This window comes from Providencia sp. PROV116 (genome assembly GCF_028482485.1).
Lineage (GTDB): Bacteria > Pseudomonadota > Gammaproteobacteria > Enterobacterales > Enterobacteriaceae > Providencia > Providencia rettgeri.
In genome coordinates, this window is sequence record NZ_JAMPQO010000009.1 from 49,107 (window position 1) to 67,427 (window position 18,321).

General features: G+C 43.8%; 16 protein-coding genes. 5 read left to right on the top strand and 11 right to left on the bottom strand.

Features of this window, described 5'->3' with window-relative positions; all coding sequences use genetic code 11:
• Positions 1-109 precede the first annotated feature (109 nt).
• On the bottom strand, positions 110-3,043 hold the full coding sequence (gene copA, locus PSE72_RS07050; RefSeq protein ID WP_115166806.1) for a copper-exporting P-type ATPase CopA: 2,934 nt from the start codon (positions 3,041-3,043) through the stop codon (positions 110-112).
• Between the two features lie 119 nt (positions 3,044-3,162).
• Here copA and cueR point away from each other — a divergent pair, with 119 nt between their 5' ends.
• Positions 3,163-3,573, top strand: a complete 411-nt coding sequence (cueR, locus tag PSE72_RS07055; RefSeq protein ID WP_004913575.1) for a Cu(I)-responsive transcriptional regulator — start codon at positions 3,163-3,165, stop codon at positions 3,571-3,573.
• Here the strand turns inward: cueR and PSE72_RS07060 are convergent.
• The 5 genes from PSE72_RS07060 to tesA all read right to left on the bottom strand — a co-directional run bounded on the left by PSE72_RS07060 (position 3,527) and on the right by tesA (position 7,417).
• A complete protein-coding gene (locus PSE72_RS07060) occupies positions 3,527-4,006 on the bottom strand; it encodes an NfeD family protein (protein ID WP_004913573.1) in 480 nt (159 codons plus the stop codon). The two genes, cueR and PSE72_RS07060, sit on opposite strands and share 47 nt — an antisense overlap.
• Complete coding sequence (locus PSE72_RS07065; protein ID WP_109912071.1) at positions 4,003-4,947, bottom strand: SPFH domain-containing protein; 945 nt, start codon at positions 4,945-4,947, stop codon at positions 4,003-4,005. The genes PSE72_RS07060 and PSE72_RS07065 overlap by 4 nt, the downstream gene beginning before the upstream one ends.
• Before the next feature lie 13 nt (positions 4,948-4,960).
• Complete coding sequence (locus tag PSE72_RS07070) at positions 4,961-5,818, bottom strand: co-chaperone YbbN (RefSeq protein ID WP_272690935.1); 858 nt, start codon at positions 5,816-5,818, stop codon at positions 4,961-4,963.
• Positions 5,819-5,893: 75 nt separating this feature from the next.
• Entirely contained in the window at positions 5,894-6,697 is an 804-nt protein-coding gene (locus PSE72_RS07075; protein ID WP_115166808.1) for an SDR family oxidoreductase, read from the bottom strand.
• A 78-nt stretch (positions 6,698-6,775) separates the two neighbouring features.
• Entirely contained in the window at positions 6,776-7,417 is a 642-nt protein-coding gene (tesA, locus tag PSE72_RS07080) for a multifunctional acyl-CoA thioesterase I/protease I/lysophospholipase L1 (RefSeq protein ID WP_115166809.1), read from the bottom strand.
• Here tesA and ybbA point away from each other — a divergent pair.
• The 3 genes from ybbA (at position 7,385) to PSE72_RS07095 (ending at position 12,174) form a co-directional block, all read left to right on the top strand.
• On the top strand, positions 7,385-8,071 hold the full coding sequence (gene ybbA / locus PSE72_RS07085) for a putative ABC transporter ATP-binding protein YbbA (protein WP_004913560.1): 687 nt from the start codon (positions 7,385-7,387) through the stop codon (positions 8,069-8,071). The genes tesA and ybbA overlap by 33 nt on opposite strands.
• Positions 8,068-10,515, top strand: coding sequence for a putative ABC transporter permease subunit YbbP (gene ybbP / locus PSE72_RS07090; RefSeq protein WP_115166810.1), 2,448 nt, complete (start codon positions 8,068-8,070; stop codon positions 10,513-10,515). The genes ybbA and ybbP overlap by 4 nt, the downstream gene beginning before the upstream one ends.
• 288 nt (positions 10,516-10,803) lie before the next feature.
• A complete protein-coding gene (locus tag PSE72_RS07095; RefSeq protein WP_115166811.1) occupies positions 10,804-12,174 on the top strand; it encodes an esterase-like activity of phytase family protein in 1,371 nt (456 codons plus the stop codon).
• 126 nt (positions 12,175-12,300) lie between these two features.
• Here PSE72_RS07095 and PSE72_RS07100 read toward each other — a convergent pair whose 3' ends face one another.
• The 5 genes from PSE72_RS07100 to ppiB form a co-directional block, all read right to left on the bottom strand.
• Positions 12,301-13,539, bottom strand: coding sequence for an MFS transporter (locus tag PSE72_RS07100; RefSeq protein ID WP_115166812.1), 1,239 nt, complete (start codon positions 13,537-13,539; stop codon positions 12,301-12,303).
• A gap of 116 nt (positions 13,540-13,655) precedes the next feature.
• Positions 13,656-14,738 carry a 5-(carboxyamino)imidazole ribonucleotide synthase gene (purK, locus tag PSE72_RS07105; RefSeq protein ID WP_115166813.1) on the bottom strand — a complete coding sequence of 361 codons (1,083 nt, stop codon included), beginning with the start codon at positions 14,736-14,738 and terminating at the stop codon, positions 13,656-13,658.
• Positions 14,738-15,253: a 5-(carboxyamino)imidazole ribonucleotide mutase gene (gene purE / locus PSE72_RS07110; protein WP_115166814.1), complete on the bottom strand. Its 516-nt coding sequence runs from the start codon at positions 15,251-15,253 to the stop codon at positions 14,738-14,740. Before purE ends, purK begins: the two co-directional genes overlap by 1 nt.
• A 157-nt stretch (positions 15,254-15,410) precedes the next feature.
• A complete protein-coding gene (gene lpxH, locus PSE72_RS07115) occupies positions 15,411-16,136 on the bottom strand; it encodes a UDP-2,3-diacylglucosamine diphosphatase (RefSeq protein WP_115166815.1) in 726 nt (241 codons plus the stop codon).
• Positions 16,137-16,145: 9 nt separating this feature from the next.
• Positions 16,146-16,640 carry a peptidylprolyl isomerase B gene (gene ppiB / locus PSE72_RS07120; protein WP_004913539.1) on the bottom strand — a complete coding sequence of 165 codons (495 nt, stop codon included), beginning with the start codon at positions 16,638-16,640 and terminating at the stop codon, positions 16,146-16,148.
• A gap of 267 nt (positions 16,641-16,907) precedes the next feature.
• On the opposite strand from ppiB, the gene cysS reads away from it, so the two are divergent.
• Complete coding sequence (cysS, locus tag PSE72_RS07125) at positions 16,908-18,296, top strand: cysteine--tRNA ligase (RefSeq protein WP_115166816.1); 1,389 nt, start codon at positions 16,908-16,910, stop codon at positions 18,294-18,296.
• The last annotated feature ends 25 nt before the right edge of the window (positions 18,297-18,321 follow it).

Below are 18,321 nucleotides of genomic sequence, written 5' to 3' on the forward strand. Positions count from 1 at the left end.
TTACTTAGTATTAGTATGAAAATGAAGTGTTGTAGAGAGAAGGTTTAGAGATGAACAATATCAATCATTAAAAAGTGGGAAGAACATCAGTTCCTCCCACTTTAAGCTATTATTTTTCAGGTTTAAAGCGTAGTAAACGGTTTGCGTTACTGACTACTGTAATCGATGATAATGCCATTGCTGCACCTGCAACGACAGGGTTTAGTAATGTTCCCGTTATTGGGTACAAAATACCAGCGGCAATCGGGATACCTAACGTATTATAAATAAAGGCACCAAATAGGTTTTGCTTCATATTACGCAGTGTTCCTTTTGAAATAGACACCGCATCGGCAACACCATGTAAGCTTTGGCGCATTAGGGTAATGGATGCAGTTTCAATCGCGATATCACTGCCGCCACCCATCGCAATACCAACGTCAGCTCGGGCTAGAGCAGGGGCATCATTGATGCCATCACCCACCATTGCAACTTTGTGCCCTTTGGCTTGCAAGGCTTCAATTGCGGCGGATTTACCGTCTGGCATAACGCCTGCAATCACTTCATCAATACCCGCTTCTTTGGCTATCGCGTTAGCTGTTACTGGGTTATCCCCGGTTAACATGACTAAACGGAAACCTTGTTTGTGCAACCGCGCCAGCGCACTTATGCTGTCTTCACGTAATGGGTCACGGATAGATAACAGCGCGGCAACTTTACCATCAACAGCCAGTAAGACGGGAGTGACACCTTGAGTGGCTTGTTGGTGTAGTGTTTCTTCAATATCACGGGTATCAACATTATTTTGTGCTAACAGTTTTTGGTTACCTAATAAAATAGTTTTTCCATCAATTATTGCACTAATACCTAACCCTGCTAAGGTTCTAAACTGCTGATTAGCGGGCAGTGTTAAGCCTTTTGCGCGATTTAAAACAGCGCGAGCCAGTGGGTGATTAGAACCATTTTCTAATGAAGCGGCAAACTGTAAGGCGGTGTCTTGTTCGAACCCATTAAATACATGGATATCCGTAACTTGTGGCATACCTTCAGTCAATGTACCTGTTTTATCAAAGACAATGGTGTCTAACTCACTTGCTTGCTGTAATGCATCCGCATCGCGCACTAATACGCCAAATTCAGCCGCTCGGCCCACGCCAGAAATAATCGACATTGGCGTTGCAAGGCCTAGCGCACAAGGACACGCAATGATTAATACCGTTGTGGTAATAACGAGTGCGTAAGTAATTTGTGGTGCAGGCCCAATAAAGTACCAAATTGCACCTGAAATTAAGGCAATAGCCACAACGACCGGTACAAACACGGCAGAAATACGGTCAGCAAGCTGGCCAATTTGTGGTTTACTACTTTGTGCTTGGCGAACAAGGTGAATAATGCGCGCTAAAGTCGTTTGGCTGCCGACAGCAGCGGCTCGAAATAGCACGGTACCATCTTGTACCACAGTTCCCGCATGGACTTGATCCCCTTTACTTTTTTGCTGCGGGATCGGCTCACCAGTTAGCATGGCTTCGTCTAACCAAACCTCGCCTTCGATAATTTCACCATCAACAGGGACACGGTCACCCGTTGCTAAGCGTAAAACCATTCCTTTTTTGACTTGCTCCAGTGGCATATCCACTTCGCCTTGTTCTGTGACAACACGGGCCGTTGGCGGCGTCAGGTCTAGCAAGCGTTCAAGGGCTTTGGATGAGCGTTGGCGAGCTCGTTGTTCTAAGGCATGACCTAGGTTAATAAGACCGATGATCATGGCACTGGCTTCATAATAAAGGTGTCTGGCTTGGTCTGGGAACCATTCAGGCCAAATATTGACTACAATAGAATAGAGCCAAGCCGCCCCTGTTCCTAGCGCGACTAAGGTGTCCATGGTCGCACTGCCATTTTTTAGGCTTTGCCATGCATTTCGATAAAAGTGCCCACCTGCAAATACCATGACCGCAAGGGTTAATACACCAATGGTGAGCCAAATGGTATGGTTTTGCTCAGTCAGCACCATGTTATCGCCCATCATCCCCCACACCATCACAGGGATACCAAGGGCAAGTGCTAATGCTGATTGCCAGCGGAAGCGGCGCATATTGGTTTGCGCGACCTCCTGTTGGCGCTCTCGGCGTTTAGCTTCATCTTGAATGATTTCCGCGCCATAACCTGCTTTAACAACCGCGGCGATTAAATCATTCGGCTCAGCAGTTCCGGTGACTAAAGCACTGCGCTCAGCTAAGTTGACACGTGCATTTTCAACGCCTGGTACGCTATTTAAGGCTTTTTGGACTTTGTTGACACAACTGGCACAGGTCATGCCATCAAGCAGTAACTGCACACTGTCATCCATTGGGCTAATTTCAGGTTGTTCACCTAAATCAGACTCTTGTGCCGGGATCTCACAGATTGCCGCTGAATCAGCTTCCGGCTGTTCAGTTATGGTACTCAGCGGCTCAGTTTTTGGGTGAGATTCACCCACAGTTGCTTGGTAGCCAGCGGCTTGAACCGCAGCAATTAGGGATTCTGCGGATGCCATACCACGGACAACAGCGGTTTGGGTATCGACAGTTGCACTTTCAACACCATCAACTGCTTCTAGCGCTTGCTGTGTTTTAGCGGCACATTTCATGCAACTTAGACCCGAAAGGGCTAAAGTGATCGCTTTTGTTTGAGCTAGTTCTGCGTTGTAACCCGCTTGTTGAACGGCAGCGATTAACGTTTGCGCATCCGCAGTGCCATATACCTTGGCGCTAGTCGTATCGACAACAGCAGTGGCGACACCGTCAACCTCTTCGAGTGCTTTTTGTGTTTTACCCGCACATTTCATACAATTGAGGCCAGAAAGTTGTAATTCGATATCTGGGGCTGTAGCCACTTCAGCTTCATAACCTGCGTCAACGATGGTTTTAATTAAATCAGCCACATTGGCATCACTTTCCATCACGGCATAATCGATAGTGACTTTTAAGTTAGTGACATCACCGCGCCCTTCGAGCGCTTTAGTGACTGAGCCGACACAGTGCATGCAGCTTAGCCCCTGTAATTTTAAAATAATCATGTTACTCATTTTGCAGCCTCCAAAACCCGTTTGATGTATTGGGTCTATAACTTTATCTACAATTAGGTCTATAATTCGACAATGAACAAAGGTTACACCTTCCAGCAAGGTTAAGGTCAAGAGGAATTATGAATATTAGTGAAATTGCCAAAAAAACGGGGCTAACTGCAAAAGCTATTCGTTTTTATGAAGACAAAGGGCTAATTACACCACCTGAAAGAGGGGAAAATAGCTACCGTTATTATCAGGAGTGCCATCTAAACGAACTCGTGTTGCTAAAACAGGCAAAAGATGTGGGTTTTACCTTGGATGAATGTGGCGAACTATTAGGTTTATTTCGCAACCCAACCCGACATAGTGCTGATGTAAAGACGACAACGATAGCTAAGATAAATGAAATAGAGCAGACAATCGTTAAATTGTCTGCCATTCGAGATACATTACAAGAGCTCGTGGACGTATGCCCTGGGGATGATGGCGCAGATTGCCCGATTATTGACCACTTGGCACGTGGGTGTTGTCATCATGAGAAGGTTTAACCTGCAAGGTGATACCGTCTACTGCGATGACCACCACTTCTGTGTTGGCGCTTAATGGCGTGTCGCTATACACGCGCCAACTACCATCTGCAAGGCGTACTCGGCTAAAGCCTTCTTCGGTATCTGACAACAAACGGCCTTTCACACCAATCAGTTGATGACTGATTTGATTGACGTTATCTGCCTTATTTTTTTGCTTGTTCCTCAACCAGTTGCGCCATAACACAGCAGAGACAACGGTAAAAATGGCAAACAAGATCCCTTGCCACTCCCAACCGATGAATGGCAGAGCCCAAACGATAACCCCAACAAGCACCGCAGCAATACCCGACCATAAAAGATAGCCTGCGGTACCAAGAAGTTCACCAATCAGCAATAGCCCACCAAGACACAGCCAAAACCATGCGGGTTGAGCACTGATAAGCTCTATCATTCTTTTACCTGTTTTTTTATGGCACCGGTTTTCTTGCTTTCACCGATTAGCTCAGTAATCCCACCAATTGCGCCCATTAAGTTACTGGCTTCTAATGGCATCATGATGACTTTGCTGTTTTCGGCAGAACCAATACTGGTCAGTGCATCGGTGTATTTTTGCGCCACAAAGTAGTTAATCGCCTGCATATCACCAGCGGCAATCGCTTCAGATACCATTTGTGTTGCTTTTGCTTCCGCTTCCGCAGCTCTTTCGCGTGCTTCGGCTTGTAAAAATGCGGATTGGCGTTCACCTTCAGCTTTGAGAATTTGTGACTGTTTTTCACCTTCAGCTTTTAAAATTGCTGCTTGGCGGATACCTTCAGCCTCAAGAATATCAGCCCGTTTGGTACGTTCAGCTTTCATCTGCGCATTCATCGCACTAATTAATTCTTTTGGTGGCTTCACATCACGAATTTCGATACGGGTAATTTTGACACCCCAAGGGTTAGTTGCTTCATCCACCACGTGTAATAAACGGCTATTAATGGAATCACGTTGCGACAACATTTCGTCTAGTTCCATGGAACCTAATACGGTACGAATATTCGTCATGGTTAAATTTAGTACGGAAAGCTCAAGGTTGCTGACTTCATAGGCCGCACGTACTGGGTCAACGACTTGAATAAAGCAGACCGCATCAATCGTGACGTTGGCATTATCGCGAGAAATAACTTCTTGGGATGGGATATCAAGGACTTGTTCCATCATATTGATACGACGGCCAATTTTGTCCATAAATGGCACAATAATATGCAAGCCTGGTTGTAACGTACGGGTATAGCGGCCGAAGCGCTCAACTGTCCATTGAAAGCCTTGCGGTACTGTTTTAACACAGGTAAAAACAATAACGACAGCGACAAAAATGATAATCGGTATTGCACCAAAGGCGAACAAGTCCATATTTAACCCTTAATTAGTAAAGTAATGAATATACTTGGCGACGGTATTTACTGGCAATGGCATCACCGGTTCCCATGGCAGACATAATATCCATCATGGTTTTTCTCACTGCGCCGTCACCTGCACCCAAGTCGGTACGTAAAAAGCCGAATAACATTTCCAGCGCTTCTTCGTTGCGGTTCACTTCATGCAGTTTTAGGGCTAATTGAACAGCTAACATTGTATTTTGCGGATCTTGATTGAATTCATCTTGCAATTGCTGAATTTCAGGGGTGTCCGCAGCTTGTTTTAATAATTCAATTTGTGCGATTAAACCTTGGTAGCGACTGTCTTTATCCTGTAATGGGACTGCTTCTAAAGTAGCTTGTGCGTCATCAACAAGATTTAAACCGATTTGGGTTTCTGCCAACAATAATGTGATTTCGCTATTTTTTGGGTTCAGCTGATGCGCTTCTTTTAACAATGGTAGCGCTTCTTCTGTTTTACCTTCTGCTATTAATTCAGCGGCTTGTGCTGCTTTCATTTCTTCTGGGCTTGGCAGCACGCGAGATAAAATTTCCAGTACGACCTCTTCGGGTTGTGGCCCTTCAAAGCCATCAACAGGACGACCATTTTGCAACACATACAGGGTAGGGATCGCTTTTAAGCCAAACTGACTGGCGATCATTTGTTCTTCATCACAATTAACTTTAGCTAAAATAAATGACCCTGCGTAGTCGTTGGCAATTTTTTCCAACATAGTACCGAAATCTTGGCAATGAGGGCTACGCGGTGACCAAAAGTAAAACATGACAGGTAAGTTCATTGATTGTTCAATGACTTGGTGTAGGTTGGTTTCGTTAATATCAATTATCTGAGCGTTAGCAAACATAAGAAGTCTCTTTTGAATTTGTTATCAATAGAATTTTTGGGCGATGGTAATAAAATGGGGCTGATTTTGCTTTTTTCAAGCTTTTTTCCCCTGATTTGCCAGTATTTTATCCATTATTTTGTCAGGTAAAATACGCTTTAAGATACGCACAGCGACAGTTAATAACGTGACAGAATAGCGTACTTTTGGGCGCGGGCTTTCTAACGCATGGATCAATTTTTCTACCACATGTTCCGGTGTTAAGGTAAAACGTGAGGCAATACCTGGGTTTTTAACAGGCTTATCTTTTTGAGTTTGTTCAACATTTTGAGTAAATGCTGTATGAATAGGGCCGGGCTCAATTAAGCTTACTTTTACCCCCGTTCCTGCCAACTCTAGGCGTAAGGCATCAGACCATGCTTCCAGTGCGTATTTACTGGCTGCATAAGCGCCACGGCCGGGGGTTGAAATCACCCCCATTACCGAACTGGTTTGGATAATTCGGCCTTCATGGTGCGCGCTCATGGCGGGTAATAGCAAAAAAGTTAACTGGTGAACACCAAAAAAATTAGTGGAAAATTGTGCTTCGAGTTGCTCGCGGCTGACGCTATTTAATGGCCCATACACCCCAAAACCGGCGTTATTGAATAACCCGTAAAGGCGATGATTACAGAGTGTTAGCACCGTTTGAGCCGCTGTTTCTATGCTATCTTTATCATCGAGGTCAAGGGAGACGGTGTCATAACCCTGTTCTTTCAGGCGCAAAATATCACTTTCTTTACGGCAGGCAACAATAACATGGTAGCCACGCAGGCGAAGTGTTTGTGCAGCACAAAAGCCAATACCGCTTGAAGCACCTGTGACTAGGACTGATTTTTTGTTTCGTGCTGATGTTTGCATAACTTTACCTTGGTTTCATGCAACTGAATCTATTTCGGGTATAAAAGAGCGTTTTAATCCCCTTGTTTAACGTCTGTTTTATTGACTAGACGGTAAAATATGTTCAGAAAGTTGTTTTTCCATAAAATCAGCAATGGATGGCTGGGCTTCAACCGTCGGGTGAATACCGTCTTGTTGTATCCATTCAGGCTTAGTTATCACGGTTTCCATATAAAATGGCAGTAATGGAATTTGATTACTTTGCGCCAATTTCGGATAGACTTTTTCGAAACTTGTCGTATAACGTTTTCCATAGTTAGGTGGAATACGAATTTGCATTAAGAGCGGTTTCGCACCGGATTGCACGATTTGCTTAATAATCTGTTGTAAATTAGCTTCAAGTTGTTCTACTGGGAGACCTTGTAAGCCGTCATTTGCACCTAACTCAATCAATACCCAGTTAGGTTTGTTTTGTTCGAGTAACATGGAAAGGCGTTCTAACCCCTGCGCAGAGGTATTCCCACTAATACTACCGTTAATAATAGCAACGGGTGGGGAAAGTTTCTGCCAACGTTCGGCAAGCAAAGTGGCCCAAGCCTGCTCAGCCGGTAGACGGTAGCCTGCACTTAGGCTATCACCTAAGATTAATAGCTTAGTTGACGCAAGTGCGTGCCCACTTGCAGTCAGTAACAGGAGAAATACCAATATATGTCGGCGAATAATATTCTTGAAGTTCATCATCTCATTAAACGTGTTGGCCAAGGTGAACATGAACTGACTATATTGCAAGGTGTTGAGCTAATTGTCGAGTCCGGGCAAACAATTGCTTTAATTGGGGAGTCTGGTTCGGGGAAATCAACCTTGTTAGGGATTATCGCGGGGTTGGATGACGGCTCCAGTGGAACGGTTAATTTATTAGGCCAAGACCTCACTAAAATGGATGAAGAGCAACGGGCACGTTTACGGGCACAAAGTGTCGGTTTTGTGTTCCAATCTTTTATGTTAATCCCAACCTTAAATGCCATTGAAAATGTGCAACTTCCTTCTTTGCTACGTGGCGAATCTGAGTCTGAAAGTTATCAACACGCGGCGAGTTTACTGACTGATTTAGGCTTAAAAGATCGCTTAAAACACATGCCACCACAGTTGTCAGGGGGGGAACAACAACGCGTTGCACTTGCTCGAGCTTTTAATGGCCGCCCTCAGATTTTATTTGCTGATGAACCAACGGGTAACCTCGATCGTCATACAGGGGATAAAATTGCAGATTTATTATTTGCGATGAACAAAGAGCATGGAACAACCTTGATTTTGGTTACTCACGATAACGAGCTAGCTGCGCGTTGCCAACGTCGCTTGCGTTTGGTTGATGGGCAGTTGAGGGAAGAAGCATGATTTGGCGTTGGTTTTGGCGTGAATGGAAAACACCCTCGTTATTGATTGTTTGGCTTGCGCTTACTCTTGCAGTTGCCTGTGTATTGGCTTTAGGGCGAATTAGTGATCGCATTGAAAATAGCATGAGCTACCAAAGCCGTGAGTTGTTAGCGGGGGATTTAGTTTTACGCTCTTCTCATCCAAGCGATCCTACATGGTTACAAGAAGCCCAAAAAGAGGGCTTAGCGCTCAGCCAGCAAATATCATTTTCTACCATGGCTTATGCGACGGAAGATGAAGACGCTCGGCCACAATTGGTGTTAGTGAAAGCCGCAGATAAGGCATATCCATTATATGGCGAGCTTATCACTGAACCCGCTGGGTTAACCCCGACAAAAGGGGAAATATTAGTCGCTCCACGGCTATTAGAATTATTGAACCTCAATGTAGGGGATAACATTGATATCGGAGATGCAACGCTAAAAATCTCGGGTAAATTAATCCAAGAGCCCGATAGCGGATTTAACCCGTTCCAGATTGCACCAAGGGTGTTAATAGCGATTGAAGATGCGCCACTAACAGGGGCTATTCAATTAGGTAGCCGATTAACATATCGCGACATGTTTGCCGGTGATCGTCAGCTGATTGATGCATTTCAACAAAAATATGAGCAAGATCTGCGAAATGATCAGCGTTGGTATACGTTAAGCGAAGATAACGGCGCAGTAGGCAAAACCTTCCAACGGGCTCAACAATTTTTATTGTTGTCAGTGTTATTAACACTGCTGCTAGCCATTGCTGCGGTCGTGGTTTCAATGACGCATTATTGCCGCAGCCGTCATCAACTAATCGCAGTATTAAAAACTCTAGGAGCAGGGCGTAGCGCATTACGTCAGTGGATTATTGGGCAGTGGTTAGTGATTTTAATCGCTGCGGCTTTACTCGGCTCATTATTAGGTTTGGCTTTTGAAGGCATTTTAATGCAAATCTTAGGGGCTATGTTGCCGAAGGAATTGCCACCTGCGAGTTTAATGCCTTGGGTTTGGGCAATCGGTACATTATTCATTATTGCTATTATTGTTGGCAGTCGCCCTTATTACCAACTGATGGCAACCCAGCCTTCAAGGGTATTACGTGAAGATGCCAAATCACCCGTTTGGCCGCTGTATTATTATCTGCCAATTGTTATTTTAATTGTGGTTGGTGGGTTATTTATTTTTGCTGGTGTCAATCCTCTGTTATGGTCAATTTTGGCGGGTATTGTCGTGGTGGCCATTCTACTTGCGCTGATTGGTTGGGTAGGCTTATGGGGGCTACGCCATATTAAGTTCCGCCAATTAAGTTTGCGTTTATCCGTTAGTCGCCTATTGCGTCAGCCGTTACAAACCATCACACAAATGAGTGCATTTTCGCTGTCATTTATGTTGTTGGCGCTGCTAATTTTAGTGCGTGGTGATTTACTTGATCGCTGGCAGCAACAATTACCTGCAGATAGCCCGAACTATTTCTTGATTAATATGAACCAGTCACAGCTTGAGCCTGTCACCAAGCTCTTGGCTGAGTTTGACGTTAAACCAACAGAGTTCAACCCTGTGGTGTTAGCGCGTCTAACCGATATTAATGACCAGTCAGCGATTGAATGGGCAGATCAACGTGATCCAAATAATAATACGGTGCGACGTGAATTGAGCCTAACTTGGCAATCTGATCTAGCGCCAGCTAATGTGGTTGACGAAGGGACATGGCCACCGAAAGCGGGAGAAGTTTCGATAGAACAAACGGTTGTTAAAGAGCTCGGATTGAAATTAGGCGATAAACTAACATTTAACGCTGGGGCTCAGGTCTTTAGTGCAACAGTCAGTAGTATTCGTACGGTTGATTGGGAGAGCCTGCGACCGAACTTCTATTTTATTTTCTCTGAAGAAAGTCTTTCTCAAATGCCAGCTACTTGGCTGAGCAGTTTCCACTATGAAGGGGATGGGCAGCTATTGACGCAACTTAGCCGCCATTACCCGACAATTAATGTGCTCGACACTGGTGCAATTATTACCCAAATTCAGCAAATTCTTCAGCAAGTTAGCCAAGCTCTTGAAGTGATGGTGGTACTGGTTATTTTCTGTGGGTTATTGCTATTATTGGCTCAAATTCAAGTGGGTATGAGCCAACGAGAGCGAGAGCTCGTAGTATATAGAACGCTAGGCGCCAGTAAAAAATTAATGCGTAGAACGTTATGGAGCGAATTTGCATTACTTGGCTTAATGGCCGGGCTTGCCGCAGCTTTTGGAGCAGAAATTGCATTATGGCTGTTGCAAAGTAAAGTGTTTGATTTCCCATGGCAGCCTGAATGGCGTATGTGGGTATTATTGCCTTTGTGCGCGGCAATTTTATTGTCTATTTGCGGTGGGTGGTTAGGACTGCGTTTATTAGGGACGGGTAATCAGCACCGTCGTTTACCTAATAGTTAAATACTCGTCATACTTCGAGTTGCAGCGTTGTTGACTGCGTTCAGCTAGCCGAATCACATACTTATGTATGCTCATCGGTCTATCTTCACTTGTCGCCTAGCTGCAACTCGAATTATTTAGAGTATGGTGGTATTAGGAAAATATCTTAATACCAATATTTATTGAACATGATAAAAAATAACCTGTTTTTCAGTAAAATAACTGTCTCCAATCTTTCATAAAAGCTTCATTCATCGACGTTATGATTCCGCCATCAATTATTGATAGCCTTAAAATGGAAACATAACAATGCAGAATAACTATTCTATTAAACGTAAACTGGGCTCGTTATCTTTATTGGCTAGTTTAATTTCATTTAGCATCACTGGGTTTGCTCAACAAGAAGTACCAGCAACATTGGCGGGTCACTCCATTCTTCCGGTTAATTCCACTGTCGCTACACCTGAAAATGCACCTTCAGACATGCAAGTGAGTGGTAAATTTACCACAGGCGCTCGTGTAGATAGTTTAGGGAAAATGGAAGGTAAATCTGCAGATCGCCCAACGGGAATGCACATTCCAATTAAAGGCCAACCACGTCAAGGGCACTCGGGTATCAAACGCATGGCGGATGGTACTTACTGGGTTTTAACTGATAATGGATTTGGCAACAAAGTAAACTCCCCTGACTCTATGTTGTATGTCACTCAATATGATATTGATTTTCAAACGGGTAATACGACACCATTAAAAACGGTTTTCTTCCATGACCCCGATAAAATTATCCCTTTCCATATTACGAATGAAAGTACAAAAGAACGCTATTTAACAGGCAGTGATTTTGATCCTGAAAGCTTTCAATTTGCGGATGGTGCTTTATGGGTTGGTGATGAGTTTGGCCCTTACTTAATCAAAATAGATTTGGATGGCAAGGTATTAGCCTTGTTTGAAACGCAAGTAGATGGAAAGAAAGTCGTTTCTCCGGATCACTACCAAATCACCACACCAGGTAAACCCACAGATAAAGTGACTTTCCAAGTCAACCGTTCGAAAGGTTTTGAAGGCATGGCGTCATCGCCAGACGGTTCTAAGCTCTATCCAATGCTAGAAGGGGCGATTTGGCTTGATGGCAAACAAGATTATGAAAATGTTGATGGCAAACGTGCAGCACGTATTCTTGAATTTGATGTGAAAAAGCAAGATTGGACTGGCAGAAGTTGGTTATATGTCTTTGAAGATAACCAAAACGCCATTGGTGATTTTAATCTTATTGATGATACTCACGGCCTAATCATTGAGCGTGATAATGGTGAAGGTACAGCAGATAAAGCCTGCACGGCGGGAAGCAGTAATACTGAAAGTTGTTTTAGTAATTTAGCTAAATTCAAGCGTGTTTATCGTATTGAATTTTCAGATAACAACATAGGCAAACCAGTAGATAAGCAGGCTTATATTGATTTAATGAATATCAAAGACCCGAACAATATGGCAAGAAAACCCTTAAATGACGGGGTATTTACCTTCCCATTCTTTACCATAGAGAACGTTGATGTAGTTGATAGCGAACACATTATTGTTGGCAATGACAATAACTACCCGTTCTCATCCAGTCGTGAACCAAATAAAGCGGATGATAACGAATTTATCTTATTAAAAGTTCCTGAGCTGTTAAAACCGTAATTGATTTTGCGCCACATTTTGATTTTTTGGTGGCGCAAATAAGCGATATGTATTGATCCAATATCTGGTCTTAAACTTATTTTCCCTTTGGTTTTAATTTTTCCCGAGCTAAGTACTCGGGATTTTTTATTTGTGATTAAGTGCAGGGGGCTTCATCATCAAAGTAAGACCTAAAATCACGACAACAGGCGCAGCAATAATCAAAAATGCAGGGGTGAAACTCCCTGTGAAATCTTTTATTGCACCAGCAATAAAAGGCGCTAAACAAGCAACGGTTGAAATTAAATTCACCACAGAGAATAGTTCTAGGTATGGGCCTCGGCCAAAATAATTTGAAAGCAAAACACTTGATGCCAAAAAAGTCATGCCGTAGCCAATGCCAACGCATAACACAAACAAGATTAGCCATAGCCATGAGGTGGCAATACTGAGGAAGATAACACCTAATACCATGGTAATTAGGCTACCAATTAATAGTTTCTTTGGTTCTAGCCATTCCCCAGCGGCTCCACCAATAAGTCTTGAGAATGCATTAACAAATGCCATTGTACTTAACAATGAAATCGCCACGGTCATGCCAAAACCACGCTCTTCAATATGGGCAACAGCAAAGCTATTAACGGTAATACCACACCATAAAAATGAGGTATAAGTTGCAGCAATTAAGTAAAACTGCCATGTACGTAGTGCTCTGCCGACTGTCCATACTTCTGGAGTGCGATAAATGGGTTTACTCGCATCACTCACTTGTTTTTGCATCACTTTTTTTGCGTGTTCTTGTTCTTGTTTACCTTCACGCAGCATAAAAATAGTGATTAACGTGACAATGCTCAGATAAACGGCGCATAGAACCCAATGCATACGCCAAGAGCCTAACTGGTTTGAGGCATAAAAGTAAATCCAAGGGCCTGCAACGCCTCCCAAACCCCCGATGGTGAAATATAACCCAAAGGCAAGGGATTGCTTTTCAAATAACCGTGAAAGTACGTAAGTCCCAGGAACTGTGGCAAGTAAGGTGAAACCAATGCCAATTAATGCGGTGCCTAAAAAATAGGTGCTGATGGCTTGTGTGGAATAAAGGCTATAAAAGCCCGCAACAAAGACACTGGTACCTAGCAATAAAGTGGCCCGTACACCGACTTTACGGATCAGCAGAGAAGGGAGAAAGCTCGCAAGCCCGCAAGTTAAGCCCAGTAGCGTAAAACCAAATCCAGCCTCACTCCAACTCCATTTGAGCTCACTTATCATCTCAGGTAAAACCACACCCAGAGATGTAAAGGTGGTTGCAGTGGCTAAAAAATAAACCAGCCCTAATAGAACAAGAATGCACCACTGATAAAACGGACTAAAAGGCTGCGAGGACATATTGACTCCAGTAATGCCGCACACCTTAAATCAGGATATTTGTTTTCTGGATGACGGCGTAAATAGCATAATGCCCGAAAATAGGTTCGGGCATCGAATAGGGCTATTTTCCCTATTTATTGGTGAGAGTACCAGTCTAATTTTGCATTTGCCCACTCAATGCCACTTTTGTACTCATTTGGTAAAAGTGGAACTAAAGCAGTAAGTGTTGCAGACAATTGATTGCAGTCGCGATGAGAAAGGTTTAAATGGCCCACTTTCCGAGCAGGGCGCACCTCTTTTTCATACCAGTGAAGGTGAACTAGGGGTAAGTTTAACCAGTTTATATTTACATCAGTACCAATTAAATTGACCATAACAGCAGGGCTATAGACTTCAGGTGATGGCATTGGCAGGTTTAAAATGGCACGTAGATGTAACTCAAATTGGCTAATGGATGCACCATTTTGTGTCCAATGGCCGCTATTATGTACGCGAGGCGCAATTTCGTTAATCAGTAGGTTATCGCCCACGACAAAACACTCCATTGCCATCACACCAATATAACCTAACTCATCCATGACTGCGCTGAGCATGGCTTGAGCTTGTTCCTGTTGCGGGTTAGTTGACTTAGGGAAGGCTACACTGGTCCGCAAAATACCTTCTTGGTGCAAATTATGGGTAATCGGGTAAAAAACGGATTTTCCCTCTAAATTTCGGGCCCCAATGACAGACACTTCCGCGTCAAAAGGGATGCCTTGTTCAACGATACATTCACCGTAAATTTCAGCGGGTAAGTCTTTTTCATCACCAGGGCGAACACGCCATTGACCACGCCCGTCGTAGCCGCCAGTTCTGCGTTTTACAATGAGGAAATCGCCTAAAGTTGCAAATAATTCAGGCCATTGTTCAGGGGATTCTAATAATGCCCAAGGTGCAGTGGAAAGTTGCAAACTATCAAATAAACTTTTTTGTGGGAACCTATCCGCTAAACGTGGAAAAATATCACGGTTAATAAAGGCATTATGGCGAGCTAATTCTTTTGTCAAAGGTGTTTCTGGCCAGCGTTCAATTTCAGCGGTGATGACGCTTTGCTGATAAGGAACGGCTTCCGGCTCTGCATCAAGCCCAACAGGAAAAACGGCGATACCTAATGGCTCACCCGCTTGACGCAGCATGCGACCTAGTTGGCCATTACCAAGCACACAAACGGGTTTCATTATGCTTCCCTCGGGTCTGGGTTGTTTAGCACATCATTGGTTTGTGCTTCACGCCACGCGGCAAGGCGGTTGAAAATAGCAGTATCACTTATTGCTAATACCTGAGCGGCTAACAGCGCTGCGTTTGCTGCACCTGCTTTACCGATTGCTAGTGTGCCGACAGGGATGCCTTTAGGCATTTGAACGATGGAGTATAGGCTGTCGACACCACTGAGAGCAGCGCTTTGTACTGGTACACCAAAGACAGGCACTAAGGTTTTTGCAGCTAACATACCCGGTAGATGAGCGGCACCACCAGCGCCTGCAATAATCACATCAACCCCATTTTTTTTCGCATTTTCAGCAAAGGAAAATAATTTATCTGGGGTGCGGTGTGCAGAGACGATTTCGACATGAAAAGGGATTTGGAGTTCAGTTAATACATCAGCAGCGTGCTGCATTGTCGTCCAATCGCTTTTCGAACCCATAACAATGGCGATTTTTGCCGCAGATTGAGCAGAAACTTGGGCAGTCATTTGGTGCTTTCCTGTAGTGAAAAAAACATGACCCTAAGATGGGGAAATTGAATTAAGGTGATCATATCACGGTAATGCAGTCAGGAAAACGTTTGCGTGATTAATAATTAAGCAAACGAGTCGTGTATGCGATGAGAAATTCTGGGGCTAATTAAAATTACTCGAATGGAAAGAAAATAAGTTCAATGCCTTGCTCGCTAATGACAAAAGCAGAACCTTCATCGTGCCATGCACCTAATACACCTCGATAATGCAATTCACCACCGATATTCACCTCATGAATGGCAGGGCGGTGAGTATGACCATGGATCATCCATTGCGCTTGGTGCCTTTGTAATGCATCAATAACGGCTTGCGAATTGACGTCCATAATCGACTCGGCTTTCATGCTGCTTGCATATTGGCTATTTTGTCGCATTTTTTGCGCGATACGGCGACGCACAAAGAGGGGGAGCAGCAAAAACAACCGTTGGACCCAAGGAGTATGAACTTTTTTACGGTAATTTTGATAGGCGGCATCGTCTATACATAATGTATCACCATGCAAAATTAAAATACGTTTACCATAAAGTTCGAGCAATGTTTCTTGCGGTAATAGGGTCATGCCACACTGTTTCGCATAGCGTTTACCGATTAAAAAATCCCGATTTCCATGAATGAAATAACAGGGTATTCCGCGATCTGTAAGCTGTTTTAGTTCGTTGGCAACTTGTTGATGTAGCGGGTTGTTGTCATCATCGCCCACCCAATAATTGAAAAAATCGCCGAGAATATACAGGCTTTCGGCATGGATGGCTTGCTGTTGAATAAAGTTGATAAAACCGGCGGTGATCGCCGGTTCATCTTCACTTAAATGCAAATCTGCAATGATGTAAGTGGACATGCGTCAGGTTTACTCGCTGACAGTCACTTTTTCAATGATAACGTCTTCACGTGGAACATCTTGGTGGAAACCGCTACGGCCAGTTGAGACACCTTTGATTTTGTCAACAACGTCCATACCTTCAACCACTTCAGCAAATACACAGTAGCCCCAGCCATCTGGACGTTCTGAACGGAAGTTTAAGAAGTCGTTGTCAGCAACGTTGATAAAGAACTGTGCTGTTGCTGAATGAGGGTCGTTAGTACGAGCCATCGCTAAGGTACCACGGCTGTTTTTTAAACCGTTGTTAGCTTCGTTTTTGATAGGTGCTTTAGTGTTTTTTTGTTCCATGCCCGGCTCAAAACCACCGCCTTGGATCATGAAACCATTAATAACACGATGGAAAATGGTATTATTGTAAAAACCTTCACGGCAGTAAGTTAAAAAGTTTTCGACTGTAACGGGGGCTTTATCGTCAAACGTTTTGATAACAATATCACCGTGATTGGTATGAAATGTAACCATAATAGCTATCCTGAATAATTGTTTTTTGTGCGCTAACTTGCGAAAGCGTTGAGATCAGCACGTTTATATCACAGATAAAACCTGACTTGAAGCGGAAGGAAGCTTAGCGGGTAGTTTATAGCATAATAGGTGTGTATTAAACCCAATGAATAAACTGAAAAGGAAGCGGGGTAAACCCTTGCATTCTTAAGGTGATCGGGGTTCAATAACATGATATTTTATCGGTAGAAATCGATAATCATTTTTCAAATAAATGGAAAAGTTCAGATGCTACAAATTTTTAATACACTAAGTCGTCAAAAAGAAGAGTTTAAGCCCATCCACGCAGGGAAGATTGGGATGTATGTGTGTGGCATCACTATCTACGACTTGTGTCATATCGGCCACGGCCGTACATTTGTGGCATTTGATGCAATTAGCCGCTATTTGCGTTATTTGGGTTACGACTTAAATTATGTGCGCAACGTCACCGATATTGACGATAAAATCATTAAACGTGCAGCAGAAAATAATGAAAGCGTCGAAGAGCTAACAACGCGTATGCTGGCTGAAATGCATAAAGATTTCGATGCATTGAATATTTTACGCCCTGATAGCGAACCACGAGCAACGCGTCATATTGGTGAAATTATTGAATTAACCCAAAGCTTGATTGAGCGTGGTCATGCTTATGTCGCTGCGAATGGCGATGTCATGTTTGAGGTGAAAACCGACCCAAATTATGGCCTGTTATCCCGCCAAGATTTAGAGCAGTTGCAAGCAGGTGCTCGCGTCGAAGTGGCTGATGTAAAACGTAATCCAATGGACTTCGTCTTGTGGAAAATGTCTAAAGAAGGCGAACCAAGCTGGGAATCCCCATGGGGCTTAGGCCGTCCAGGTTGGCACATTGAATGTTCGGCAATGAACAGTAAAACATTAGGCAACCATTTTGATATTCACGGTGGCGGCTCAGATTTAATGTTTCCACACCATGAAAATGAAATCGCACAATCTACCTGTGCTCATGATGGCCCTTATGTGAATTACTGGATGCACTCCGGTATGGTCATGGTTGATAGAGAGAAAATGTCTAAGTCTCTCAATAATTTCTTCACTATTCGTGACGTACTTGAGTATTACGATGCAGAAACAGTGCGTTATTTTCTGTTATCAGGCCATTATCGTAGCCAACTTAACTACACAGAAGAAAACTTGAAACAGGCGCGCACTGCACTTGAGCGTATGTATACGGCATTGCGCGGTACCGATAAATCGGCAGTTCCTGCTGGTGGTGATGAATTTAAAGCACGTTTCATTGAGGCGATGAATGACGACTTTAACACACCAGAAGCTTATTCCGTGTTGTTTGACATGGTACGTGAAGTTAACCGTCTGAAATCAGAAGATATATCAGCGGCCAATGCGATGGCGGCACAACTTCGTGAACTGGCTGGCGTTCTTGGTTTGTTAGAACAAGACCCAGAAAGTTTCTTAAAAGGCGGCGCACAGACTGAAGATGATGCGGAAGTGGCAAAAATCGAGGCATTAATTCAACAACGCCTAGATGCGCGTCAAAATAAAGATTGGGCGCAAGCAGATGCGGCTCGTGATGAGCTGACAGCTATGGGGGTTGTGCTTGAGGATGGGGCTACTGGTACTACGTGGCGTCGCAAATAATACGCGTCATATTTCGTGCTGTGGC